The organism is Caballeronia sp. SEWSISQ10-4 2, assembly GCF_030464885.1.
GTDB lineage: Bacteria > Pseudomonadota > Gammaproteobacteria > Burkholderiales > Burkholderiaceae > Caballeronia.
Window position 1 is genome coordinate 21611 of the sequence record NZ_JALPRJ010000039.1, and the last position, 22731, is coordinate 44341.

Annotated in this window: 23 protein-coding genes; 14 read left to right on the plus strand and 9 right to left on the minus strand. The window is 59.3% G+C overall.

Features of this window, described 5'->3' with window-relative positions; translation table 11 throughout:
• Positions 1-25 precede the first annotated feature (25 nt).
• Positions 26-1381 carry a TAXI family TRAP transporter solute-binding subunit gene (locus M0D69_RS24915; protein ID WP_301784581.1) on the minus strand — a complete coding sequence of 452 codons (1356 nt, stop codon included), beginning with the start codon at positions 1379-1381 and terminating at the stop codon, positions 26-28.
• 844 nt (positions 1382-2225) lie between these two features.
• Here M0D69_RS24915 and M0D69_RS24920 point away from each other — a divergent pair.
• On the plus strand, positions 2226-2591 hold the full coding sequence (locus M0D69_RS24920; protein WP_301784533.1) for a BON domain-containing protein: 366 nt from the start codon (positions 2226-2228) through the stop codon (positions 2589-2591).
• 195 nt (positions 2592-2786) lie between these two features.
• Complete coding sequence (locus M0D69_RS24925) at positions 2787-4883, plus strand: D-(-)-3-hydroxybutyrate oligomer hydrolase (protein ID WP_301784534.1); 2097 nt, start codon at positions 2787-2789, stop codon at positions 4881-4883.
• Between the two features lie 58 nt (positions 4884-4941).
• Here M0D69_RS24925 and M0D69_RS24930 read toward each other — a convergent pair whose 3' ends face one another.
• Both M0D69_RS24930 and M0D69_RS24935 read right to left on the minus strand, forming a co-directional pair.
• Positions 4942-5790, minus strand: a complete 849-nt coding sequence (locus M0D69_RS24930) for a DUF2242 domain-containing protein (RefSeq protein WP_301784535.1) — start codon at positions 5788-5790, stop codon at positions 4942-4944.
• Positions 5791-5901: 111 nt separating this feature from the next.
• Complete coding sequence (locus tag M0D69_RS24935) at positions 5902-6144, minus strand: hypothetical protein (protein WP_301784536.1); 243 nt, start codon at positions 6142-6144, stop codon at positions 5902-5904.
• 22 nt (positions 6145-6166) lie between these two features.
• Between M0D69_RS24935 and vapB the strand changes: the two genes are divergently transcribed.
• A complete protein-coding gene (gene vapB / locus M0D69_RS24940) occupies positions 6167-6430 on the plus strand; it encodes a type II toxin-antitoxin system VapB family antitoxin (RefSeq protein WP_301784537.1) in 264 nt (87 codons plus the stop codon).
• Positions 6427-6852, plus strand: coding sequence for a type II toxin-antitoxin system VapC family toxin (locus M0D69_RS24945; protein WP_301784538.1), 426 nt, complete (start codon positions 6427-6429; stop codon positions 6850-6852). The genes vapB and M0D69_RS24945 overlap by 4 nt, the downstream gene beginning before the upstream one ends.
• A gap of 366 nt (positions 6853-7218) precedes the next feature.
• Here the strand turns inward: M0D69_RS24945 and M0D69_RS24950 are convergent, their stop codons facing one another.
• On the minus strand, positions 7219-7857 hold the full coding sequence (locus M0D69_RS24950) for a helix-turn-helix domain-containing protein (protein ID WP_367619760.1): 639 nt from the start codon (positions 7855-7857) through the stop codon (positions 7219-7221).
• A 681-nt stretch (positions 7858-8538) separates the two neighbouring features.
• Here M0D69_RS24950 and M0D69_RS24955 point away from each other — a divergent pair.
• Together M0D69_RS24955 and M0D69_RS24960 are read left to right on the plus strand one after the other, a co-directional pair.
• Complete coding sequence (locus M0D69_RS24955) at positions 8539-8811, plus strand: hypothetical protein (protein WP_301784539.1); 273 nt, start codon at positions 8539-8541, stop codon at positions 8809-8811.
• 415 nt (positions 8812-9226) lie between these two features.
• On the plus strand, positions 9227-9532 hold the full coding sequence (locus M0D69_RS24960; protein WP_301784584.1) for a hypothetical protein: 306 nt from the start codon (positions 9227-9229) through the stop codon (positions 9530-9532).
• Here the strand turns inward: M0D69_RS24960 and M0D69_RS24965 are convergent.
• On the minus strand, positions 9449-9682 hold the full coding sequence (locus M0D69_RS24965; RefSeq protein ID WP_367619758.1) for an antitoxin MazE family protein: 234 nt from the start codon (positions 9680-9682) through the stop codon (positions 9449-9451). The two genes, M0D69_RS24960 and M0D69_RS24965, sit on opposite strands and share 84 nt — an antisense overlap.
• Positions 9683-10853: 1171 nt before the next feature.
• Here M0D69_RS24965 and M0D69_RS24970 point away from each other — a divergent pair.
• From M0D69_RS24970 to groL, 3 genes are all read left to right on the plus strand, one after another.
• Entirely contained in the window at positions 10854-12281 is a 1428-nt protein-coding gene (locus M0D69_RS24970) for a protein kinase (protein ID WP_301784540.1), read from the plus strand.
• An 829-nt stretch (positions 12282-13110) separates the two neighbouring features.
• Positions 13111-13401 carry a co-chaperone GroES gene (locus M0D69_RS24975; RefSeq protein WP_031362728.1) on the plus strand — a complete coding sequence of 97 codons (291 nt, stop codon included), beginning with the start codon at positions 13111-13113 and terminating at the stop codon, positions 13399-13401.
• Positions 13402-13525: 124 nt separating this feature from the next.
• Positions 13526-15166: a chaperonin GroEL gene (gene groL, locus M0D69_RS24980; RefSeq protein ID WP_301784541.1), complete on the plus strand. Its 1641-nt coding sequence runs from the start codon at positions 13526-13528 to the stop codon at positions 15164-15166.
• 115 nt (positions 15167-15281) lie between these two features.
• Here groL and M0D69_RS24985 read toward each other — a convergent pair whose 3' ends face one another.
• From M0D69_RS24985 to M0D69_RS24995, 3 genes are read right to left on the minus strand one after another with little or no spacing between them, the layout of a single operon-like run.
• A complete protein-coding gene (locus tag M0D69_RS24985; RefSeq protein ID WP_301784542.1) occupies positions 15282-15719 on the minus strand; it encodes a hypothetical protein in 438 nt (145 codons plus the stop codon).
• The gene (locus tag M0D69_RS24990; protein ID WP_301784543.1) at positions 15712-16527 is read right to left on the minus strand and encodes a DUF72 domain-containing protein; all 816 of its coding nucleotides are present in this window, start codon (positions 16525-16527) and stop codon (positions 15712-15714) included. Before M0D69_RS24990 ends, M0D69_RS24985 begins: the two co-directional genes overlap by 8 nt.
• A gap of 25 nt (positions 16528-16552) precedes the next feature.
• Positions 16553-17422 carry a hydroxymethylpyrimidine/phosphomethylpyrimidine kinase gene (locus M0D69_RS24995; protein WP_047845055.1) on the minus strand — a complete coding sequence of 290 codons (870 nt, stop codon included), beginning with the start codon at positions 17420-17422 and terminating at the stop codon, positions 16553-16555.
• A 377-nt stretch (positions 17423-17799) separates the two neighbouring features.
• On the opposite strand from M0D69_RS24995, the gene M0D69_RS25000 reads away from it, so the two are divergent.
• Together M0D69_RS25000 and M0D69_RS25005 are read left to right on the plus strand one after the other, a co-directional pair.
• Complete coding sequence (locus tag M0D69_RS25000) at positions 17800-17970, plus strand: rubredoxin (RefSeq protein WP_025527884.1); 171 nt, start codon at positions 17800-17802, stop codon at positions 17968-17970.
• A gap of 306 nt (positions 17971-18276) precedes the next feature.
• Positions 18277-19635 (plus strand): hypothetical protein, encoded by a 1359-nt coding sequence (locus M0D69_RS25005; RefSeq protein ID WP_301784544.1) that lies wholly within the window; start codon positions 18277-18279, stop codon positions 19633-19635.
• A 38-nt stretch (positions 19636-19673) separates the two neighbouring features.
• Here the strand turns inward: M0D69_RS25005 and M0D69_RS25010 are convergent, their stop codons facing one another.
• Positions 19674-21125 (minus strand): deoxyribodipyrimidine photo-lyase, encoded by a 1452-nt coding sequence (locus tag M0D69_RS25010; RefSeq protein WP_301784545.1) that lies wholly within the window; start codon positions 21123-21125, stop codon positions 19674-19676.
• Between the two features lie 30 nt (positions 21126-21155).
• On the opposite strand from M0D69_RS25010, the gene M0D69_RS25015 reads away from it, so the two are divergent.
• Genes M0D69_RS25015 through pyrR form a run of 3 tightly spaced genes read left to right on the plus strand, consistent with a single transcriptional unit; the run spans position 21156 to position 22691 of the window.
• Complete coding sequence (locus M0D69_RS25015) at positions 21156-21734, plus strand: YqgE/AlgH family protein (RefSeq protein ID WP_047845053.1); 579 nt, start codon at positions 21156-21158, stop codon at positions 21732-21734.
• Positions 21731-22189 carry a Holliday junction resolvase RuvX gene (ruvX, locus tag M0D69_RS25020; protein ID WP_301784546.1) on the plus strand — a complete coding sequence of 153 codons (459 nt, stop codon included), beginning with the start codon at positions 21731-21733 and terminating at the stop codon, positions 22187-22189. Before M0D69_RS25015 ends, ruvX begins: the two co-directional genes overlap by 4 nt.
• Entirely contained in the window at positions 22176-22691 is a 516-nt protein-coding gene (pyrR, locus tag M0D69_RS25025) for a bifunctional pyr operon transcriptional regulator/uracil phosphoribosyltransferase PyrR (protein ID WP_301784547.1), read from the plus strand. Before ruvX ends, pyrR begins: the two co-directional genes overlap by 14 nt.
• The last annotated feature ends 40 nt before the right edge of the window (positions 22692-22731 follow it).

A 22731-nucleotide genomic window follows, 5' to 3' on the forward strand; every position in this document is an offset into this window, starting at 1 on the left:
GCTACCGTCGTTTCTTCTTTCGATATTACGTGGTGTGCTGAACGCTGTCTGCCTGAGCATCGAGTGCGGCGGCCTGCGCGATGGTCAGCCGCTGCCGCACAAAGCCGATATGTTCGCGCAGCACATAGAACTGGTCGGCATAGGCGAGCGGCATCTTCATCTGATTGACCGCGTTCTCGATGTTGTCCACGCGCTCGATGAGCGCCTCGCGCTGGGCCGGCTCGGGATCGGACATCGCTTCGCGTTCAACACCGATGAGCGAGCCGTAGATCTTGTAGATTCGTGATTTCACGCGCCACCGGTACAGGCTCGGCACGAGCCGCAAGCCCGGAATCAGCACCACGATGATCGGCACCAGCAGCACGATCACGCGATCGGCGAGGCTCGCGATCCAGAACGGCAGCGTCCGGTACAGGAAGCCTTTGCCCGATTTGTAATAGCGCTCGGCATCCGCGCTGATGGGAAACTCATGCTGCAGCGGCGCGGGAAATTCGTTGGCCGACTGCATCAGGTTCGCGCGGCCATGGACCTCCTTCGCCGCTTCGATCAACAGGTCGGAGAGCGCCGGATGCAGCCCGTCGCGCGCGATCAGCTCGGCCGTCGGCGCGATTAGCCGGATGGTATGGGGCGGCACGTTCTTCGCGAGATCGAAGGCGCCCATCGGGAATTCGATCACTTTCAGATACGGAAAGCGGCGCGCGTAGGCGTCGGCCTGGGTGAAATCGAAGAAACGAATGCCGGGCGTGCGAAACAGCTTGCCCATGGTCGGCGGCTGTGCGGAGTCCCCGGTGAGAAACGCCGCGTCAATACTGCCGCTCGTCAGCGCCTCGGCCGCGGCGTCGCCTCCCAGCGGCAGCAATTCGGTGTCTCCTCCCGGCTCGATGCCATTCGCCTTCAGCACAGCCAGCGCGAGCGCGCGCGTGCCGCTGCCTTCGCTGCTGATGGCGAGCCGCTTGCCCTTCATTTCCGAGAGCCGGGTGAGCGCCGGTCCACGATAAAACACCGCCAGCGGCACGTACGCGACGCTACCGAGCGAGATTAGGTCTTCATGCTTGTCGGCCGCGCCTGGCGCCGTCATTCCGCCCTGCACGAAACCGACATCGACGTTCACATTCGGGTTCTCGAGCTTTTGCAGGTTGTCGAGCGAACCTTGCGACTCCTGCACGTTGAGCGTCACGCCGTTGCGCGCAAGAATCTTCTTGTACTGTTGCGCGTTGTTCCAGAATGAACTGCCCCTGGTTCCCGCCGACATCGTCAGCGTATTGGGCGGCGCGGGCTGGATCAGGCGCACGGCGAGATAGATCGCAGCCGCGCTGATCAGCAGGATCGGCCCGAAGGAGACGGCGAGGTCACGCCACGAAATCGCGACGAAACGCGCCATTGACGGAGCGATGCGCCGGGTGCGGGGTTTCTTCGGAGTGTCTGGAGCGGGAGGCTGTTCGCCGGGAGGCTGGGTCATTGTCGGGTTCGATGGAGCGGGACCTGCGTTGACGCAAACCCATTAAATCGGTAGATTTTCTTAACAGGAAACTGCAAAGGGAAAACCCTCATAGCTGCTAAATCACTAAACAAAATCACGATACGTGAAAACGCGCCGGGTTCTACGCCCGGGTTCTACGCATTAAGCCTGTTGCCACGCGTTAAGCCTTTTATTCAGTACCGGCGGTAAAAATAACTCTGCGCTTCTACGCCGAAACGTTCACCATTACAAACGCTGCCCACGCCGTGTTTCATTTTTCGCCGATGGTACATGATCGCCAACGCCGTTGGATCATGGGCAGGCCTTAATCCCGTATGACAATACGGAGAAGTACGGGCAAGTGCGCGCTTCATCGTGTTAAATGCTTTGCGCTTCTCGCGAGGCTGGATTAAATTGACGTTCGCCGCTGTAGAACCAGCATCCGCGCCGCCTAACTGGCATTCGGAGAAATGCTCCGAGCAGAACCGGCCGCGTCGCGCGATGTGCAGCAGCTTATGTCGTGAGCCAACGGAATGACACCCGTACTAAAACGGCCGGACATTCGTTTTTTTCGCCAGTCTCTCGCAACACCGTGTCGCCAGCATCGTCGGTCTGTTTATGTGTGTCGTGCATGTGTCGATCGTCAGATCTTCGTTTGTCCGCCAGATCGCAAGATGTCGTAGCCAAGCCGCTGGGTTGATGCGGTCCAAAAGAAGCACAAGAAGTAACACTTTGCGAAGTCCAAAGCGAAACAAAAGGAGAAGTCATGAAAGTAGTCGATATGTTGAAGGCGCTGAGCGTTGTGGTGTGCGTCGCAGTGGCGTCGAGCGCCTATGCTCAATCAAGTGATGCCATGGCCACGACGGACGCAGCGTCGGCGAAGGCCACGGCCAAGACCACCAAGCAGGTCAACCGCAAGCTCGGCCTCGATGTGCGGCGTGCATTGAGTAAGGCACAGGGCATCGACGTGTCGAACATCTTCGTGCGCGCACGCGGCGGTGCAGTCACGCTGACGGGCTCGGTGCCGGACGGCGCGCAGATTCCGAAGGCCGAAGAAGTGGCGAAGGGCGTGCCCGGTGTGACGTCGGTGACGAACAAGATTGGTCTGGCTGCACCGAACGGTGGAGGCTGATGCGTTTTTGAGCCTTGGGCTGCGGCGCGTCGTTGCAGCGTTTGAGCAGCGTACGACGCGGTTTGGTCCAGTGGTTTAAATAACGGGTTCCGGTGCTTCGCACCGGAACCCGTTTTAGCTTGTGGTCCTGGCCCGGGCTTTGCCACGTGCATCGGATGAAACACATCGAATAAAAACAAAGGGTGGAGACCGACGATGAAACGACTCTCAGGAGGCGTGGCGCTTGGCCTGGCCGCGGCGGCGTTCGGCCTCGCGGCCTGTCACGGCAACGGTGACAACAACGGTTCGCAGACCAACTCGCTGCCAAGCTTCGTCTCGGGCAGCGTACGCACGCAAAGCTATGACGGTTCGAGCGACGACCTGCTGACAGCGGGGCTGGGCAAGACCGGGCTGGCATTGGCGACTCCGCCCGGCATTGCCAACGCAGCCGCGCCAAGCGCCGCTGAATTGAGGCGCCTCGCGATCTATTCGAACTATCGGGCGCTCGTCGATATGTCCGCCAATGGCGGCTACGGGCGCTTCTGGGGGCCGAATGTCGACCTGAACGGCAACGACACGCTCGGCGAGGGGAAGATCGCCGGCAAGGAATATCTCGCATTCGCTGACGACGGCAGCGGCAAGCTCAACGTGAGTTTGCTCGTGCAGATTCCAACGAGCTTCAACCCTGACCAGCCGTGCATCGTCACGGCGACTTCGTCGGGGTCGCGCGGCGTGTACGGGGCGATATCGGCAGCGGGTGAATGGGGCTTGAAACGCGGCTGCGCGGTCGCTTACACCGACAAAGGCAGCGGCAACGGCGCACACGAATTGTCGACAAACACGGCGACGCTCATCGACGGCACGTTGCTCAACGCAGCTGCTGCGGGCAAGACCAGCGTGTTCACGGCGAACCTCGGCACAACCGATCTCGCCACGTTCAACACGCAGTTCCCGAATCGCTACGCGTTCAAGCACGCGCACTCGCAGCAGAATCCTGAGAAAAACTGGGGCACAAATACGCTGCAGGCGATCCAGTTCGCGTACTGGGCGCTCAACGACACCTACGGCCCGCTCGACGGCACCACGCGCAAGACGCGCTATAACCGCGGCGATGTGACGACCATCGCGGCGTCGGTGAGCAACGGCGGCGGCGCGTCGCTCGCGGCGGCCGAGCAGGACACGCAAGGGTGGATCACGGCGGTGGTGGTCGGTGAGCCGCAGATCAACCTGCGCGTGCCGTCGCAGGTTTCAGTGAGCCAGGGCGGCGTGCCGGTGGCGTCGTTCGGCCGGCCGCTTGCCGACTACATGACGCTCGCGAACGTGTTGCAGCCTTGCGCGGCGCTGGCGCCGGCCGCGGCGGGCGCGCCGTATCTCACGGCGTTGCCCGTGGCCACGACGGCGGCGATCCGGGCAGCGCGTTGCGCGTCGCTGGCGGCGAACGGCACGATTGCCGGAGGCGATGTGAACAGTCAGGCCACCGATGCGCTCGCCAAGCTGCATCAGGCCGGTTATCAGACGGACTCCGACCTTCTGCAAGCGCCGATGTGGGATTCGCAGGCCGTGCCCGCGGTCGCCGTGACGTACGCGAACGCGTACACGCAGTCGAGCGTCGCCGATAACCTCTGCAATTTCAGTTTCGGTACGACCAATGCCGCGACGGGGGCGGCGGGGGTGACGCCGCTGGTTTCTCCGATGCTGACCGTGTTCGGTAACGGCAACGGTGTGCCGCCGACCAACGGCATCAATCTCGTCTACAACGCCGGGACGTCGGGCGCGGCGGATCATCGCTTTGCTACTGCCGATGCCAGTTTCGCGGGTGCGTTTTGTCTGCGCGGTTTGTGGACGAACGCCGACGCGCGGATGACGGCGAGTGTCGATGCGATCCGCGTGAGCGCGAATCTGCACGGCAAGCCCGCGATCATCGTGCAGGGGCGCTCGGACACGCTCGTGCCGATCAACCACGCGTCGCGCCCCTACGCCGCGATGAACAAGTTCGCCGAGGGCAATTCAAGCAATTTGTCGTTTTATGAGGTGACGAACGGCCAGCATTTCGATGCGTTCCTGGGCGTCGCGGGCTTCGATACACGCTTCGTGCCGCTGCATTACTACAACCTGCAGGCGCTGAACCTGATGTGGGCGCATTTGAAGAATGGCGCGCCGTTGCCACCTTCGCAGGTCGTGCACACGGTGCCGCGAGGCGGCACGGCCGGGGCGGCGCCGGCGTTGACGGTGGCCAATTTGCCGGCGATTTCCGCTTCGCCGGGCTCGAACGCGATCACGTTCGGCGGTGGCGGGGTGAATGTGCCTAACTGAGGGGTGACTCCGAGCGTCTAGAGGCTGACCGTATCGGATGCCGGCTATTTTCGAGCGCTTAAGGCGTGGTCGCCGACGCTGCTGCCGGCGCGGAAGCCGGCGCTGCTGCAGTCACCGCCGCTGTCACCGCCGTGGCGCTGGCGGCTGAGACGGCACTCGCTGCTGTCGCGGCGCTGGCCGCTGAGACGGCACTCGCTGCTGTCGCGGCGCTGGCCGCTGAAGCCACTACGGCCCGGGCGGCTGAACTTGCAGCCGGCGTCTGCACCACGATCGGAATCGGCGTGAGCTCCGGCGAGTTCAGAATCAGCGATGGCGCCAGCGCCTGGCTGCTGACGTTCTCGCCGGGGATAGGAGAGCTGCGCGGCACGGTGTGCAAGTAATGTCCGACGAGGCTAAAAAAGCGGTCATAGAACTTGCCTGCCGGCACGGTTTCGCTGGAAATTTTCACCATCGAGTCGCTGTTCGAGCGGATCGGCAGCGAGAGCGAGCCGAGCACGCTCAATCCCACACTCGCCGATGTATCGCTTTTCTTCAGCGTGTACCCATCCTGCACGGCGTTCACATACGCGATGCTCGTGTTGCTGGCGTTCTCGCCAGCCGTGCAGACCACATGAAACGACACCACCACGTGTGTATCCGGCGTTGGCTGGAAGTTCTTCGTGGCGTCGACGGTATCGGGCTGCGTCATGGTCGTCATGTAACCCTGGCTCAGCAACGCGCGGCGCGAGGCTTCGCAGGTTTCCTGGCTCGTGGCGTCGTAGTTGTGCGCGAACGGGCTCGTGCCGGTGGAGAACATTTCGGCCTGGTAGCTGGGCGTGGGCGCGGCCTTACCGCCACACGCGGCGAGGATCAGCAGCGGCAGGGCGAGCGAGAGACGGGAAAGCGGGCGGACAAACGGGATATACATGACAGTCGGCAGGATGAAACAAAGGACATCGGCGGGCTAGATTGTAGTGTGCCGCGCGGGTGGACGTAAAAACAAGAAATTATCGGGAGCCTTGAGTGGTCGGTTCGGACCTCAAAACAGCTTCTGCGGCGGCTTCTCCGCAACGTCCAGCGCGTTCCTAAACGCCTGACGCTGATTACAATTACCTTTAGCGTCGGTTTCAGTCACTCCTCCAAACTGTCGCGCAAGAGCGGCCTCGGTGTCGTTGCAGCCGTGTTTTAAAACGCCAAGTCCGTTTTCTGGCGCGCTGCCGCTGGCTGACGTTTGCGCGAAGTACTTGACATATGTTGGCATATGCATAAAATTGATGTGCACTTTTCGCTTTCAGGGGGCTCTCGTGCGCACCGTATCCATTTTCAAGAACAACGCAAACCAGGCGGTCCGAATTCCGAAGGATATGCAGTTCGAGGGGGTGACTGAACTCGAGATCCAGCGCGAAGGGGACACCATCCTGTTGCGCCCGGTGCGGCCCAACTGGACTTCGTTCGCGGGTGAGCCGATCGCCGATACAGATTTTCTTGCGGAGCGTCCTGACGTTGTTCAGACCGGTCGCTTTGATCTTTCCGGCCCGGATGACGACGCAGGAGAGCCGGGCCAGTGACGCAACTCTACATGCTCGACACGAACATCTGTTCCTTCATCATGCGTGAGCGCCCGGCTGAGGTTCTGGCGAGACTGCAGGCCTGTGTCGACGCCCAGCAGCGAATTGTCATCTCAGCGATCACCTATGCGGAAATGCGTTTTGGCTCGATCGGCAAAAAAGCGTCACCGAAACATGCGGCACTGGTGTCGACCTTTGTCGCGCGGCTTGACGGTATCTTGCCGTGGGACGCCGCGGCGGTTGATGAGACGACGCGCGTACGGATCGAACTGGCGAGCTACGGAACACCGATCGGTGATAACGATTCCGCTATAGCCGGCCACGCCCTGGCTGCTGGCACGGTGCTGGTGACCAACAACGTGCGTGAATTCAAACGTGTGCACGGGTTGCGCATCGAAGACTGGGCCGCCCCGGCGAGCTGATAAAGAAACCTGACGCCCCACTTCCGTGATCATCGAATTAGTTGCGGTGTCCAGTCGGCTCACTCGCCACGAACGAGCCCACGGCTAAAAGCGCAAAACTCAGCGTTAGATCAGCTTTGCCACCTATGTCTCTGTGGGGAAGCACCCAAAGCGAGGAGCATTGATACGCAAGGGACGAAATTCGCTTGAACCCCTGCTGGACAGCCTTTGCTAGCGTTTGCTGATACCCAGATGAAAATGGCAAAACGAATGAACACGCCGGCACTTTATGCAAAAAAAAACCGAGCGGGCCTGAAGCGAGCAACTGATCGATATCGGTGTGCCGAAGGCGGCGCAAAAAGGAAATGGTTGTAGACGCAAATGCCGTCAGTGGGCCAACTTTGCTCGATGTTCTTCGATGACATCGTCGGCGATCAAGCGGATCTTATCGCGCGCGCGCGTGTTTGCCGGAAAGACGGCGATGTCGTGCCGCTGTAGCGTCTCCAACATCAGGTTGGCAAGGTCGCTTGCCGAAACACTCGCGAGTCGTCCCGCATATCTGCAAACCGCATCGAACGCCTCTTCAAACAACTCGCTTTTCTCCACTGCCATGCGAACCAGCGCTTCCGCCTGCGCCTTGCTGATGGAGCGCGCATCAGATTGGGAGACACTCTGTACCTCATCCAGCCCGAATAGATAGAACAGATTCTCCAGAGCGTGCACGCTGGCTCCCGCGGGGCTGACGTCCCCGCCAAAAAGCCTCCCGGCAACTTTCGCCGCTAATGCGGGCAGTGTTTCGATTCTCTCGCCTTCTAGGACGTAGGTGAGATCGATCCCTAAAGAAGCCGCCGCTTCGTAATAGGCTGCGTCGGGCTCACGCTCACCTGCCTCGTAATTAACTTGCGTTCGGCGATGGACGCCTACCTTTTCTGCGAACACCTGCTGCGAAAGCTTGAGGCGCATTCGTTCTTCGCGAAGCCGAGCGCCCGACTCCTTACGGAGTTTCGTCCATATCGATTCTCGGATGCCTTTGGACGAATTCTTATCCACGCTGCTTGACATGTGTACGAATTGTATCCTATATTTGTGTACGTAATGAGCACGTTGTCGGATGTAGTTCAATGTCGAACGATTTTACCGCCGCTCGTCGTGGGTACGTCGAGGAAAGCTATCCCATGCGTACTTTTGCGTCAGCTCGGGAGGCGGCTTTATACGGTTTTCACACGTTAATGGTCCATACGGTAATCGGCCGACGCGTGGCGTGCCACTTTGGCAAGTCGCATCAAATTGGGCGCTATGCGGGTTGAGGAGAGGGGAGTTGAGCGGTCGCGCGTGCAACAGCTGCCAGAGCTCGAAGGTGTTGCGCAAATAGCAACTCGAAATTCGCCTGCAACACGGGCGACAGCGGTTAGCGTCGGTGCATGGAGGATTCAATAGTGGCGAGGGGAGGCGAGGCCGGCTCGGCACATCCTGCCTCTCCGATCTGACTGATGACAATCAAGTCGCTCGTTCGCGTTGCGAGGATTTCTGATCTGGATGATCCGCGCTTTACATAACTGCTGCGCCAGATCCTGAAACTTGATTACCTGTCGCTCTCGTCGCGGCCGAATGTGGAACAAGGTGATCGTACTCGCGCGTGTTGGCATAGATGGCGGTAGGAATAAAAACGAACCTGCAAGGAAACACTTGAAAACGGTGGGGTACGGCATGGACGATAGACGTGAGCAGGTGATCGGTGACGTGGCATCAGTTCTCGGCGAGGCATCTGGACGCGTCGACGATGAACTGGTCCGGCAGTGTGACCAGGAATGGGACGTGTACCAGGCTATAGCGGCGCTCAAGGCGATTTCCGGACTCTGTACCACCTGCAGTAGAGCGGCGCAGGATGAGACGCTGGACTGTGTTGAGCGCCACGACATGGCGGCACTTCTTGCCTTGATATCGGACCGGCTTGAGCGTTCGATGTCCCCTGCGCGCTAAGCCGTTGTCGTTGTGCGTGGATGAAACGTATCCGCCCGTCAACGCAATTCATATTGGGGTGACGCGCGTGTAGTGCGCAGCTGTAGCTTTGTGGCGGTGAGCAACGCGATGTCAGGCGTTTGCGGAGAATCGCAGCAACGACAACGCCGGCGATACTATCGGCACGGCTCGCCTGAACTGCATCGAGCGCTACGCGTGGCTCGAGCGAACGCTCGAGAAGCCGCTGTCGTATCCGGCTAACCGCGCGCATGAAATTTCGCCGCTGATCAAACAAGTTTCCCTGAACGATAGACCTCTCTCTTGATGCACTCGGGCTGGCTCCCAGCGCCGAGCTATACAGGCTATCTCTCATCATCGGCAAGATGCTTGAGGACCCGAAGCGAACGTCGAAGTGCACCAGCGTCTGCATCTCGGCATGGCGGTCAACTATGTCGGCGATGATAACTGCGCCGGTCGTGCCGCTGAAAACTTCACCGCGCTGGCAATTCGGAAGTCCAATGCTGGGCTGGCAAAGGACAGGAAAATCAGTAGCAAGGCCACGCTTGGATGTTCGGTGAACAGGTCGGATTGCACGGCAAGCGCCGGCCGAGCCTTGCCGAAGTCGCCCTGGATAGCGACGGCGACGATGTTGCCCCCTTTATCGCAGGTCGTCGAGATCGGCGATCTGTTCGATGAAGTCGAGCAGATCCCCTTCAGCGTGACTTTCGCGGATCACGCGTGACTGGCGCGCGCACTCCTCGGCAAAACCGGGACGACGCGTGTCAGGTACCCAAATCTGGATCGGCCGCAGACCGGCTGCGCGAAGGTTCTGGCGGTGGGCGCGAACGCGCTCAGACAATGTGGCTGCCATCATGTCATGCATTTGGAGCATTAATCTAAATCACAACTTTACCTCAGCTATTGCTGGCGCGGGGCTAAATGCCGACGTGTTGCAGTACGGATCGCGCCTACCACGGCTGCAATCCGGCGTCACATAACGCCATGGAGGCTATATAAAGAAATCAATATTTGAGTTCTGCAGCGGCACACCGCTAAAACAGCAAGCGCTAGTCGGCAAACTAGCCTATGCGGACGATCGCTCGGAACTAAGTGCGCGAAGCAAGTCATAGATCAGTTCGGTCGTGCGGTGGGCGCGCAATCGAATCTTGATTCCTCGAACAACCGTTAATGAAGAAGCTGTGCGGCGGCAACGGGTCGCGGTGGGTCTCTCGAATCCAAGGAGCCTCCTGCACGACAACCATTCCTAGCGGGCAGTAGGAAGCTTGAATCTCCACCTAACGGCGTTCCATGCCTCGGCTCTGTCGGCCCACCATCTAAAGCTTTGTGTGGATCTGCCGATATTCAGAAGGCGCGACACGCAGGTAAATCGACTATTTTGCGCCAGGCACTCCCTGTTTCACCCCGCAAGTTAGGGAGACGTTATTGAGTTAGATAATAAGGAATGAAACATGAGCAACCTTACTTGTCCTCACTGCCACAACAGCGTCCCGATGGGTGCGAGTGTTTGTCGAGGGTGTCACGCCGAATTAAAGTATGGCCCGTCGAGAGCCATCGTGTTCGGCTCGGTCATTCTGGCCGTGGTCGCAGGTAGCATAGTCGGATCGATACTCCCTCACTCAATGTCGATAGTAGGTTGGATCGTAGGCATTGGTACTCTCGGTTTCCTATACACGCGGGTGCGCAGCATCTATAAAGACCGCGTTGTATTCAAGCGAATTTATCGAACGCGTTGATTTGGGCTACACGCCTGCCGGCACGCGCCGCGGCGTGTTCACAGTTATGGCGACCACGGCTGGCATCTAACAACCCTGAGGCGGTCACGCACGGGCAATCTGCGCGTGTCGGCCAGTCGACTCTTGGGGTGATGCTGGGAGGTTTGCAGAAAGTCGGCGCAAACCAGACGCTTTCAACGCGACACGGTGGCGCCGTTTTGCTCGGACTCTCAGTAGCGACTGGACTGATGGCATAATTCCAAAAGTGAATCTCATCCTAAAAAAGAAACCTATCTTATTTTTTGACGCCTAAATACAAAGAGTTTTGCCATGAATAAAGAGTTTTCGGGGGAGGGGCTATGGATAAGCGAAAACGCCGAGGAATTTAAGCGCGGCGGAAACAGTAAAGTATTTCTCGTAAAAAATGTGATAAAAGGTGAAAGCGACAACTTGCATGCACTAAAGCTCTTTACCAGCGACAAGCCAGGTCGAGAACGACATGCCCGATTCTTGGCGGAAATAGAGATCGTGAAAAACTTGTCCGGAATAGCTGGTTGCGTTAAGTGCGTGGATCATGGGCTTCATGAGGGGCGACCTTTTTATGTGATGCCGTATTATGCCGGAGGGACATTTCGAGATCGATATTTGGTCAACGAAGCAGGATCGATAGGCATCATCGAAAAACTCGAGCATTTCCAGGGCGTCTTGCAAATTGTAAAAAGGTTGCATGATGTCGGATTAGCAATCAGGGATATTAAGCCGCAAAACATACTTATAGACGAGCAGAACGATCCCGCGCTATCTGATTTCGGATTATCGTTATGGTGCACAACTGCCGATGACGAGAGGTTAACATCGATCAATGGTCAAATAGGTTCTCAAGGATATCGAGCGCCGGAATGGCTAAGTTTTTATCCTGACGTAAATCATCGCCCAGGTGACATCTGGGGCCTGGGACGGACACTGTGGGCAGTACTTGCCGCAAGTAATCCCCCGAACGATTGCGAAACGTTAGGCGCTGCGGGGAATCATCTCAAAGGCTATTTACCGAAAGAGTATGCGAATCTCACCCAAAGTATCGTGACCGCGTGTACCGCCCAGATCCCCGACGAACGTCCGACTATCGCGGAATTAATTTCTCAAGTTGAGACGGTAAAGCAGCATATTCTTGATGCTGAAAAATCCGATGCAGGTGTGCGACGCGGATTGGTTTTGGCAATGAAAACATTTTCGTTACAGGTGGCCAATAGCGACACATTTATCGATGCAACGCGACTTAATTCTGAAGTAAATATAAAATTGCGCGAAGTTAAGTCATGCATCGAACGCACTCGTGAACATCTGTCTAGCATGATGTCGCTCCATCAGCACGATCTGGATAGCAGTCTTGGTAAGTTTTCGGTATTCAAGAGGGAAAGTGAAATGGTTTTCCCGCTAAGAAATTATGGGCTGACCTTGAATCTCTCCGACAATGACGTGTGGAACAAAAGCGTCACACTACGATTTGATCCATCCCAAAAAATCCAAGAACACCGAAGATTGGCCTATATTTACTTAGCGTGCTATATGGGCCTCACGAATGATAAGAGGTTTTATTGGCTGGTTTCTTCTCGTGATCAGACTACGCAAAAGGAATACATAGTAGATCAACTGGAAACAAAAACCTTAGAAAATTTGGTCGCTAATAAGTTATCCCAGTTGGAAACGTTCGTGGTGAGTCATTTTTTTGATCGAATCGAGGCGCACTTCAAAGCGTAGCTAGCCGAAGCCGGTTATTCGCGAGGGAGCAACCTAAAGTTCGCTTCGTCAGAGCAGATGTTGCCTCGGTCTGGGCAGATATACTTTCGACTTCGGCAGCGGCCATTGAGGTTGCGCGCGCGATCGACCTCGTTGGGTTAAAAGTTTCCCGGTCAGTGACGCGGTGTCGAACGGCCGGAGTGGGGTCGGCGACAGCCGCGGACGGGCCGAGTCCTCGCAAGAAGGGCGGACGCTCCGGATTTTTTCACCAACTGTGCCAGTAGTTTTTCACTTACCTGGCACAGATTTCACTTTGTGTGGCACCCGACAGGAGTGAAGCGAACGCTCGAAGTGCGCCAACGTCGGCATCTCGGCATGGCGGTCAACTATGTCGGCGATGATCCGATGGGATCTCTGCAACGAGGCGGACGATCGAACTCAGGCATACCCGGGCCGTGATCGAGGACAGCTCGACACGACGGCGCTGGGCCGTCGAGCATGCCGCAATTGTTTGTGACAAGCAACGGCGCACCTTCGCAGCCAGAGCCAGAACGAGCACCGCCGTCCCGAGTCATGCGCGACGAGTTCTTCGTCGGCGACACCGTCCCAGCCGTATTCCGATGCCGCGAAGCCTTCTGCCAGCTTCTGCTGCTTCAGATCGCTCAGTTTTTCTGCGTGCCGACATATTTCTCGTCCCCTGCCGATATCCCTTCTTGAAATTACCGATGGGTGTGCCATATACTTGGCACTCGTCGCACGAGAGTGCTAACAGTTTTCCGCCCGGTGGCCTTTTGGCTTGCCGGACGGGTGTCCCCGCGTTTTTATAGTCTCAGTTAAGAGAGGAGTGTGTATGAACCTTCGTCCTTTGCACGATCGCGTCATCGTCAAACGTCTGGATCAGGAAACCAAGACTGCCTCGGGTCTCATCATCCCCGACGCTGCAGCTGAAAAGCCGGATCAAGGCGAAATCCTGGCCGTCGGCCCGGGCAAGCGCGATGACAAGGGTACGCAAAACGCCCTCGACGTCAAAGTGGGCGACCGCGTGCTGTTCGGTAAATACGCTGGTCAGACCGTCAAGGTCGACGGCAATGAACTGCTCGTGATGCGCGAAGAAGACATCATGGCCGTCCTGGTCAAGTAAATCACCTTCAAGTCCACTCGGCTTTCCTGGCCGGCGCGATCGAACCGTTGATTGATACGTCACAGCGAATCTCGCACGACCTGATTGAAAGTCAGAAAACTGAAACGAATCAAGGAGTTTGAATATGGCAGCTAAAGAAGTCGTATTTGGCGATATCGCCCGTGCAAAGATGGTCGAAGGCGTGAACATCCTGGCCAACGCGGTCAAGGTCACGCTGGGCCCGAAGGGTCGTAACGTGGTCCTGGAACGCAGCTTCGGCGGCCCGACGGTCACGAAGGACGGCGTGTCGGTCGCTAAAGAAATCGAACTGAAAGACAAGCTCCAGAACATGGGCGCGCAAATGGTGAAGGAAGTTGCTTCCCGCACCAGCGATAACGCCGGCGACGGCACGACGACAGCTACGGTTCTGGCCCAGTCGATCGTTCGCGAAGGCATGAAGTACGTTGCATCGGGCATGAACCCGATGGACCTGAAGCGCGGCATCGACAAGGCAGTTACGGCTGCTATCGAAGAACTGCGCAAGATCAGCAAGCCTTGCACGACGAACAAGGAAATCGCTCAGGTTGGCGCGATTTCGGCTAACAGCGATTCGTCGATTGGTGACCGTATTGCTGAAGCAATGGACAAGGTCGGCAAGGAAGGCGTGATCACCGTTGAAGACGGCAAGTCGCTGGAAGACGAGCTGGACGTGGTTGAAGGTATGCAATTCGACCGCGGCTACCTGTCGCCGTATTTCATCAACACGCCGGAAAAGCAAACCGCGATCCTCGAAAACCCGTTCGTGCTGCTGCACGACAAGAAGGTGTCGAACATCCGTGACCTGCTCCCGATCCTGGAACAAGTCGCCAAGGCTGGCCGTCCGCTGCTGATCATCGCTGAAGATGTGGAAGGCGAAGCACTGGCAACGCTGGTTGTGAACAACATCCGCGGCATCCTGAAGACTGTTGCTGTCAAGGCTCCGGGCTTTGGCGACCGTCGTAAGGCCATGCTGGAAGACATCGCGATCCTGACCGGTGGTCAAGTGATTGCGGAAGAAACCGGCCTGACGCTGGAAAAGGCTACGCTGGCTGAGCTGGGTTCGGCTAAGCGCATCGAAGTGGCGAAAGAAAACACCACGATCATCGACGGCGCTGGCGAAGCTTCGGCAATCGAAAACCGTGTGAAGCAAGTTCGCACGCAAATCGACGAAGCAACGTCGGACTACGACCGTGAAAAGCTGCAGGAACGTGTCGCCAAGCTGGCTGGCGGCGTGGCAGTGATTAAGGTTGGCGCTGCTACCGAAATGGAAATGAAGGAAAAGAAGGCACGTGTTGAAGACGCACTGCACGCAACGCGCGCAGCTGTGGAAGAAGGCATCGTGGCTGGTGGCGGCGTTGCGCTGATCCGCGCTCGTCTGGCACTGAAGGACTTGAAGGGCGCCAACGCTGATCAGGACGCCGGCATCAAGATCGTGCTGCGCGCGATGGAAGAGCCGCTTCGCCAGATCGTCACGAACGGCGGCGAAGAAGCCAGCGTCGTGGTGGCAGCCGTTGCAGCCGGTACGGGCAACTTCGGCTACAACGCGCAAACCGGCGAGTACGGCGACCTGGTGGAAGCCGGTGTTGTGGACCCGACCAAGGTGACGCGTACGGCACTGCAAAACGCGGCATCGGTGGCAGGTCTGCTGCTGACGACCGACTGCGCTGTGTCGGAACTGCCGAAGGACGATGCTCCGATGGGCGGCGGTATGGGCGGCGGCATGGGCGGTATGGGCATGGACATGTAATTTCGGTTTCAACCGAATTTACATGGCGGCACGGGCTTCTCCGGAAGCTCGGCGCATGCCAAAAGAAAAACCCGCATTGGCAACAATGCGGGTTTTTTTATGGGTTGTCGAAACGCTATTTATTCTGTTCGCGCATCTGTTCGGCGGCCGCTTTGTAGTCGTAGGTCGGGTAGAACTCGGTGCGATAGCCGCCCCACGCGGTATTTTCGATCGCGCGATTCACTTCGCGCAGTTTGTCGGCGGGCACTCGCAGCGTGACTACCTGCCCGATGCCCATCATCACGTACCACGAGACGACCTGAACGCCCGGCGGCGGAAACGCCTTGTAGAAGCCTTGCTCCTTCAGTTGTTCGTTGATCTTCGGCAGCGTCTTCGACTCATCGTGCTTCAGAAAGATAGTCAGCAAAAACGTGCCGTCGCCGACAGGCGTTGGATTAGCGTTCGCGCCCGCAGTGGGCGCCGTCTGGGTCTGGGCGAACGACGCAGCGCAACTGACAGCCAGCACCACGCCCGTAATAACCCGCGCACCTAACCATTTCCTGCACTCAAGCATCGGCTTTCTCCCTCACGGCAGCGCGCTTTGGACGCACGCTCAATGCCTTCCGGCTTTTCACGCGCAGCGCGTTGAACTGGGCGTGACCGGCGGCGGTGTTGTCGAAGATGCACCATACGTCTTGCGCTTTTTTCGCCCGGTCATGCAGCGTAAGCGCGAGGGCATCGAGATAGGGGTATTCGTACGACGACTGATACATCTCCGGCGAACCATGCAGCCGGAAATACGCCAGCGACGTATCCGCCCGATGCGCGATGAAACAATCATCGGGTTGCGGATCGGCATCAACGTAGGCGATCTTGTTCGACTTCAGCAACGAAGCCGCGCCCTTCGTGAACCAGCTTTCGTGGCGGGCTTCCAGCGCGACGGGAATGCTTGTGCGCTCGCGCATCGATGTAAAAAACGCTTCAACCGTGTCCGGATCGAACGCGAGGCTGGGCGGCAGTTGCACGAGCCAGCAGCCGAGCGTACTGCCCAGTTGAGTCGCGGATTCGAAGAAGGCGTCGAGCAGCGGTTCGCAGCCTGCGAGACGCGCGTCGTGCGTTACGGCTTTCGGGATTTTCACCGAAAAGCGAAACGTGCTGGGCACACTATCGCGCCAGCGCGCATACGTCTCTGCCCGATGCGGCCGATAAAAACTGGAGTTGATTTCGACGCAGGTCAGCACCTGCGAATAACGAGCGAGGTGAGTGCCTTCGCCGGGGAAGTGTTCCGCGACCGCGTCTGACAGACCCCAGCCAGCGCAGCCGACACGTACAGTGCCGGGGCTGTGCGTGAGTGAGTGGAGCGATGTTTTGCGCAACGGCATGTGTCAGTCTCGCTCCAGAAAAGTCTCAATGGCGGGCTTCGCCCGGTGTAACGGGTGGCGCGTCGACCACCACGGGCGGGGTTTCGTCGTCATCGTTTGAACGCGCCCAGAAAAAACGATCCGGCAAATATGCGCCCATGCCGGGCCTGAAGGCGGCTCGCGTCGCCTGGAATACATACTCTTGCGCCTCGCGCGCGGCTTCCGCCGGTTCCTGCCCGTTCGCGAGCAACGCGGCGATGGCGGAGCCGAGCGTGTCGGTAATGCCCATCATGCGGTGCTCGGTACGGTCCCACGTGTCCTGCCTGATCTGGCCTTCCTCGCCGTAAAGCGTATTCACATGCCGGTGCGTGCCCGTTTCCGTCGCGAGGATGTACTCGCAACCCTGCGACAGCAGATGCGAGATCGCGGCGTCAAGCGTGGGCGCTTCGGCATCGCCGTCCGGCTGCGCGAGCTGCAGGAGTGTGGCGTGGTCGGCCACGAGCATGGTGGTTTGCGGCACCAGCAAATCTGCCATCGATTCGCGCAATTCGTCCGCTGCCAGCACGTGTTCGTCGTCGAGCGTGAAGTCGGGCGCGAGGATCAGAGGAATATCGTCGTAGTCGGCGACGACTTCCGCAATCGCACTGACCACTTCCGCGCGCGTCGCCGCACCGATCTTGAAGGCCGCTACCGGCATATCTTCCAGCAACATGCGGGCCTGAGTGCCGACAGTGTCGGGGTCGAGCCCGGTGACTTCGTCGCAGGTCGCCGAGTCGCGCACGGTGTAGCCCGTCAGGACGGTCAGCCCGTGGCAGCCCATGCTGGCAAGGGTCAGCAGGTCAGCCTGCAGGCCGGAGCCGCCGGTGGGGTCGGACAGGCCAAAGGTTAGAACAATAGGAGGGGTGTCGCTGGGCATCGGATTATTCGTTGGTTCAATCTATGGCTATTTATCGGCTACTGATGGGGCGTTCAGGCACACGGACAATGAGTCGGCGCAAACGGCACGATTATGCGGCCTAAAGTCACGCCGGCACATGAGATGGCCTTTTTTTCGCACCGGAACCGGCTGAACGCCCGGGTGAAACCGCTGCGACGAGGATCGATACTTGGACCGATACTTGCTGCGAGGGCGTCGCGCGCCGTGTAACGGTTCCGGGCAGGAAAGCGGGAAACCCGCCCGAATCCCGTCCGAATCCCGGCCGATCGGCCATCGGCGCTGCATTGCTAGGCATCGCGTCGCCAAACCGGTACCATCATGCACTCATTTAACCGATTGCCCGACGCGACATAAGTATGGAATACAGAAGCTGGATGTGCCTGATTTGTGGCTGGATCTACGACGAAGAAGCGGGACTGCCCGAGGAAGGCATTGCGCCGGGCACTCGCTGGGAAGACGTCCCAATCAACTGGACGTGTCCCGAATGCGGCGCACGCAAGGAAGACTTCGAAATGGTCCAGATCTGAGCAAAGGCTCGGACGTCGTGCAGGAAAAACCGCGCCGCATGGATGGGATGCCTTCATGCGGCGCGCCTTGTTTACGTGGAGATAAGAGGCGCGCATGTGGGCGGCTTGCGTGGTGCGTCGTGACCAGTTAAACCAGTGAGCAGGAACGCTTGGCAAGAATCGACCCAATTCGACTCGTCCAGCGTGTGTCCGGGTTTTATCGCCAGATGAGGGTTGCCGCGGCATGCATCGGCGAAATGCGCCCGGGTTCGATCAAGATCTATCCGATACATGGCGGGGCGCCGCGCATCGGTTCGTGAGCGTTCCATGACAACTCAATCCGGCTTGACCAACACGTTCCAGGCATTGCCCAATCCACGCGGGGGCGCCGTGCGGATTGCGGAGATGGCGCTCACCGACGCCCTGCATGCGTTCATGCGCGAAGGCGACACGCTTGGCGTGCTGCGCCGTGGCATTGGCGCGTTGCATTCGGCGGGCTGGCTGCCGGCTCAGCGCTTCGGCGAGACGTTGGTGCTGGTGTCGCCGCTGGCCGGATTGAGCGAAAGGACCCGCAACCAGTTCGCCGAGGCGTTGCGCGATTTCAGCGCGGCCGTCGAGCGTCGGAATCTGCGTGAGCTCGCGTGCTCCACGCTGCTGTTTGAGCATTATCGCGGGCTGCACGCGCTGATGGCCGCGCATACTCGCGCCGCACCCGTTTCCTTCGACGACCTCGCGCTCGTCGGGCGCGCGATTCCGCCGGCCACGCTGCGCTCCATATCCCCCGAGCGCCTCGCGCGTGTCCGGGCGCACTACGAACGTGCGTTGCTGATGCTGTTACGTTCGAAAGCGGGCGAGGGGAAAGGGGAGGCGGAAATTGTCTCCATCCTCGACGCCTGTCTCGCCGACTTGGCCGGTCCCGATCCCTACGATTTCTGGCGTCTTGCGGGCGCGGTGGTCGAGGCATTGCGTTTGCAGCCCGATCCCGACACCGCCGCTGACGCGCGTCGTCTTTACGCGCGCTTCAATCTGGTTCTTGCTGACCAGGCGCATGGTTTGTCGCATGCACCCAAGTCGCTGGTGCGCGCCGCGCTGGCGCTGCTGTGGCGCGATTACGCGTTATACGGTGCGTCGGCGGAGGATTCCGTTCAGGTCGATGTGTTGCGCGATTATGGTTTGACGGTCGACTGGCACGTCGCGGCGTCGCAGGCATCCGAAATTGCGTGGGAGCGCAACGCCGAGCAAGCGCGTGATGCTTCAACGCGGGATCTGGGTGTGTTGCGTGTGAACGCCGTGGCGTACGAAGATTTTCTGACGAGCGCAGAGCCGGCGATCGGCGCATTGATCGAGCATGGGATATCGGCTCGGGAAGCCGGCCGCATCGATGTGCCGGCGGCGCTCAAAGCGGCCGATGCGGCTTACAGGCTGGGCGCGGCCGCATGTGCGTTAGGGTTGGGTCATGTTGCGCTGCTCGCCGATACGCTTGGCCTCGCGTGGCGGCGAATTGCGTATGAGGCGCAGATCACGCCAGATGGCTCGCCGCTCGACGCCGCCATTCCCGAGCGCGCCGCTCAGGCGCTTGGCGCGATGCTGCATCAGGCTGCAGCGGGAATTGCACCGTCGGAGGGCGGGGGGGCGGTGGCGGCGTTGACCGCGATGATCGAGCGGGGCATGGCCGTGGCGCGATAGGTTTCGCTCGCGGCCGAGAGCAAGGGCACGAGCGAAACCTACTTGACCACCGCATACCGCGCCAGCGTAAGCTTGCGCGCGGCGTCGTGATCCACAACCGGCATCGGATATTCAGCGCCTAGCGAAATCTTCGCCTCCTTCAACGCATCCGGTTTCGCCTTCCACGGCGCGTGGATATCCTTATCGGAAAGAGCGGCGAGTTCCGGCACGTAATGGCGGATGAACTTGCCCCGGGCATCGAATTTCTCCGACTGCGTGACCGGATTGAAAATGCGGAAATACGGCTGCGCGTCGCAACCGCTCGACGCCGCCCACTGCCAGCCGCCACTATTCGATGACAACTCGAAGTCGTTGAGCAGCGACTCGAAATACCGCTCCCCACGCCGCCAATCAAGCCCGAGATCCTTCGTGAGAAAACTTGCGACGACCATCCGCAAGCGGTTGTGCATATAACCTGACTGGTTGATCTGGCGCATCGCGGCATCGACTAGCGGATAACCCGTCCGGCCTTCGCACCACGCAGCGAAATTGGCATCGGCGAGATCACCCGTTTCCCACTGAATACGGTCGTACTCGGGCTTGAACGCCTTGTGATCGCCCGGCACGCCCACATGCGGAAAATGGTGCAGCACCGAAAAATAAAAGTCGCGCCAGATCAATTCGGACAGCCACGTTTCAGCGCCGCGATTTCCGTGGCGCTGAGCATCGTGGGCGGTGCGGGCCAGCGCACGAATCGATATGGTGCCGTGCCGCAGATGCACGCTGAGATAGCTCGGACCTTTGACGGACGGAAAATCGCGCGTCCTGTCGTAATCGGCCATGCGGTCGCGGAAATCATCGAAGAGCTGGTACGCGCCGCTCGTTCCCGCCGGCAACGCGGGCGCGTGTGCGGCGCTGAATCCAAGCGATTCCAGTGAGGGAATGCCGTGCTTCACGCCAGCCGGTGGCCGGGCCAAAGCAGAAAGATTGTCCTCCGACGCATACGGCTTCAACGCATCGGGCGTGAGCGAGGCAAGCCAGTTGCGCTTATAGGGCGTGAACACGGTGTACGGCCTGCCCGCGCCCGTCAGCACGTCGTCCTGATGAAAAATGGTCTGATCCTTGAACGTAAAAAACGCCACGCTCGCGCTGGCCAGTTTTTTCTCGATATTCGCGTCGCGCGCCTTCGCCGACGGCTCGTAATCGCGATTCGTGAACACCGCGTCAACGCCGCATTCGCGGGCGAGTGCGGGAATCTCGTGCGACGGCACACCATGCCGCACCATCAGGCCGCCGCCCGCGTCGCGCAGGGTTTTATCGAGTTCGATCAGGCTGGCATGAATAAACGGCACGCGCCGATCGTTTTGAGGCAGAGGCGAGAGAATTTCGCTGTCGAAAACGAAGGCGCACAGCACCCGGCGACAGCGTGTTACAGCGTGATAGAGTGCAGCATGGTCTGCTACGCGCAGGTCTCGTCGAAACCAGACTAGCCCCAGATCAAAGTCGGCCATCAAGCAGCGCCTTTGTTAAAATTCCGAATTATGTCCAAGACTTCCGATCGCATCAATTTGACCAACCAGTTCCTGATCGCCATGCCCAGCATGGCCGATCCCACGTTCTCGGGGACTGTAGTCTACCTTTGCGATCACAGCGAGCGCGGTGCGCTCGGCCTGGTGATCAACCGGCCGACCGACATCGACCTCCAATCGCTTTTCAATCGTATCGACCTGAAACTCGAGATCGAGCCGCTCGTGCACCTGCCCGTCTATTTCGGCGGCCCGGTGCAGACGGAGCGCGGCTTCGTGCTGCACGATCCGGCCGACGGCGACGTCTATACATCGTCCATGAGCGTCCCGGGCGGACTTGCCATGACCACGTCGAAGGACGTGCTCGAAGCGGTTGCCAGCGGCAAGGGGCCCGCACGTTTCCTGCTCACGCTCGGCCACGCCGGCTGGGGCGCGGGGCAACTGGAAGAAGAAATCGCCAAGAACGGCTGGCTGACTGTGGAAGCCGATCCGCGCATCGTTTTCGACGTCCCCGCCGAAGACAAGCTGCAAGCGGCGTTGTCGCTGCTCGGCGTGTCGCTCTCCATGCTGTCGGGCGAAGCGGGCCACGCATGACGGGTGACGCCCGGATCGAAGCCACGCTGCTCGCCTTCGACTACGGCGAGAAACGCATTGGCGTCGCGGTTGGCAACACGCTGACCCGGCACGCCCGGGCGTTGACCGTGCTTGAAAATCGCAGCCGTGAATACCGCTTCGAGATGGTGGGTCAGCTGATCGCCGAATGGAACCCGACCACCGTGATAGTCGGCCTGCCGATGCACCCCGACGGCACGCCGCACGAAATGACGCAACTGGCCACGCGCTTCGGCAATCAATTGAACGGTCGTTTCAGCGTGCCGGTGAGCTGGGTGGACGAGCGGTATTCATCAGTGGAAGCGAAGGCCGAATTAAAGCGCAACGGCGTGAAGATGAATGCAAAAGGCCGTTACGACGATATCGACGCCGAAGCCGCCCGGGTCATCCTCCAACAGTATCTAGACGGACTTGACGACAATCATGAGTTCCATTGACGCCGAGGCGCTGTATCGCGAGTTGCTGGGTCAGATCCGCGCGGCTTATGGCGAGTCGCTGACGCAAGCCGGCGCTCCGGTGCTCGCCGGTATTTATAGCGGCGGCGTGTGGCTGGCCGAACGGCTCGCGAAAGACCTCAACGTGACCGGGTTCGGCGTGGTGAACGTGTCGCTGCATCGCGACGATTACGCCAAGAAGGGCCTGCACAGCCAGGCCAGCCCGACCTCGCTGCCGTTCGATGTGGACAATCGGAAAATCCTGCTGATCGACGACGTGCTCTCCACGGGCCGAACCGTGCGCGCAGCCGTCAATGAGCTTTATGATTATGGCCGCCCGGCATCGGTGGAATTAGCGGTGCTCGCCGATCGCGGCGGCCGCGAGTTACCCGTGGCGGCGCGTTTCACCGGCGGCGTAGTCGATGTCTCCGGGGACGCCACGCTCGTGCTCACGCAGCGCGACGACGGCACGTTGACGTTCACGACCGAAGCTCGCACGGACTAAAAACCGCCGCGCCGTTTTCCACCGACACCCCGACAAAAAA

Excerpts from the sequence above, each read along its gene's own strand:
- ruvX (WP_301784546.1), top strand. The coding sequence starts at position 21,731 with ATGACGGGTGACGCCCGGATCGAAGCCACGCTGCTCGCCTTCGACTAC.
- M0D69_RS25005 (WP_301784544.1), top strand. The coding sequence starts at position 18,277 with ATGACAACTCAATCCGGCTTGACCAACACGTTCCAGGCATTGCCCAAT.
- M0D69_RS24915 (WP_301784581.1), bottom strand. The coding sequence starts at position 1,381 with ATGGCGCGTTTCGTCGCGATTTCGTGGCGTGACCTCGCCGTCTCCTTC.
- M0D69_RS24925 (WP_301784534.1), top strand. The coding sequence starts at position 2,787 with ATGAAACGACTCTCAGGAGGCGTGGCGCTTGGCCTGGCCGCGGCGGCG.
- M0D69_RS25015 (WP_047845053.1), top strand. The coding sequence starts at position 21,156 with ATGTCCAAGACTTCCGATCGCATCAATTTGACCAACCAGTTCCTGATC.
- M0D69_RS24975 (WP_031362728.1), top strand. The coding sequence starts at position 13,111 with ATGAACCTTCGTCCTTTGCACGATCGCGTCATCGTCAAACGTCTGGAT.
- M0D69_RS24965 (WP_367619758.1), bottom strand. The coding sequence starts at position 9,682 with ATGCTCCAAATGCATGACATGATGGCAGCCACATTGTCTGAGCGCGTT.
- M0D69_RS25010 (WP_301784545.1), bottom strand. The coding sequence starts at position 21,125 with ATGGCCGACTTTGATCTGGGGCTAGTCTGGTTTCGACGAGACCTGCGC.
- M0D69_RS24955 (WP_301784539.1), top strand. The coding sequence starts at position 8,539 with ATGGACGATAGACGTGAGCAGGTGATCGGTGACGTGGCATCAGTTCTC.
- M0D69_RS24970 (WP_301784540.1), top strand. The coding sequence starts at position 10,854 with ATGAATAAAGAGTTTTCGGGGGAGGGGCTATGGATAAGCGAAAACGCC.
- M0D69_RS24930 (WP_301784535.1), bottom strand. The coding sequence starts at position 5,790 with ATGTATATCCCGTTTGTCCGCCCGCTTTCCCGTCTCTCGCTCGCCCTG.
- M0D69_RS24990 (WP_301784543.1), bottom strand. The coding sequence starts at position 16,527 with ATGCCGTTGCGCAAAACATCGCTCCACTCACTCACGCACAGCCCCGGC.
- M0D69_RS24995 (WP_047845055.1), bottom strand. The coding sequence starts at position 17,422 with ATGCCCAGCGACACCCCTCCTATTGTTCTAACCTTTGGCCTGTCCGAC.
- pyrR (WP_301784547.1), top strand. The coding sequence starts at position 22,176 with ATGAGTTCCATTGACGCCGAGGCGCTGTATCGCGAGTTGCTGGGTCAG.
- M0D69_RS24985 (WP_301784542.1), bottom strand. The coding sequence starts at position 15,719 with ATGCTTGAGTGCAGGAAATGGTTAGGTGCGCGGGTTATTACGGGCGTG.
- M0D69_RS25000 (WP_025527884.1), top strand. The coding sequence starts at position 17,800 with ATGGAATACAGAAGCTGGATGTGCCTGATTTGTGGCTGGATCTACGAC.
- M0D69_RS24960 (WP_301784584.1), top strand. The coding sequence starts at position 9,227 with ATGGCGGTCAACTATGTCGGCGATGATAACTGCGCCGGTCGTGCCGCT.
- groL (WP_301784541.1), top strand. The coding sequence starts at position 13,526 with ATGGCAGCTAAAGAAGTCGTATTTGGCGATATCGCCCGTGCAAAGATG.
- M0D69_RS24920 (WP_301784533.1), top strand. The coding sequence starts at position 2,226 with ATGAAAGTAGTCGATATGTTGAAGGCGCTGAGCGTTGTGGTGTGCGTC.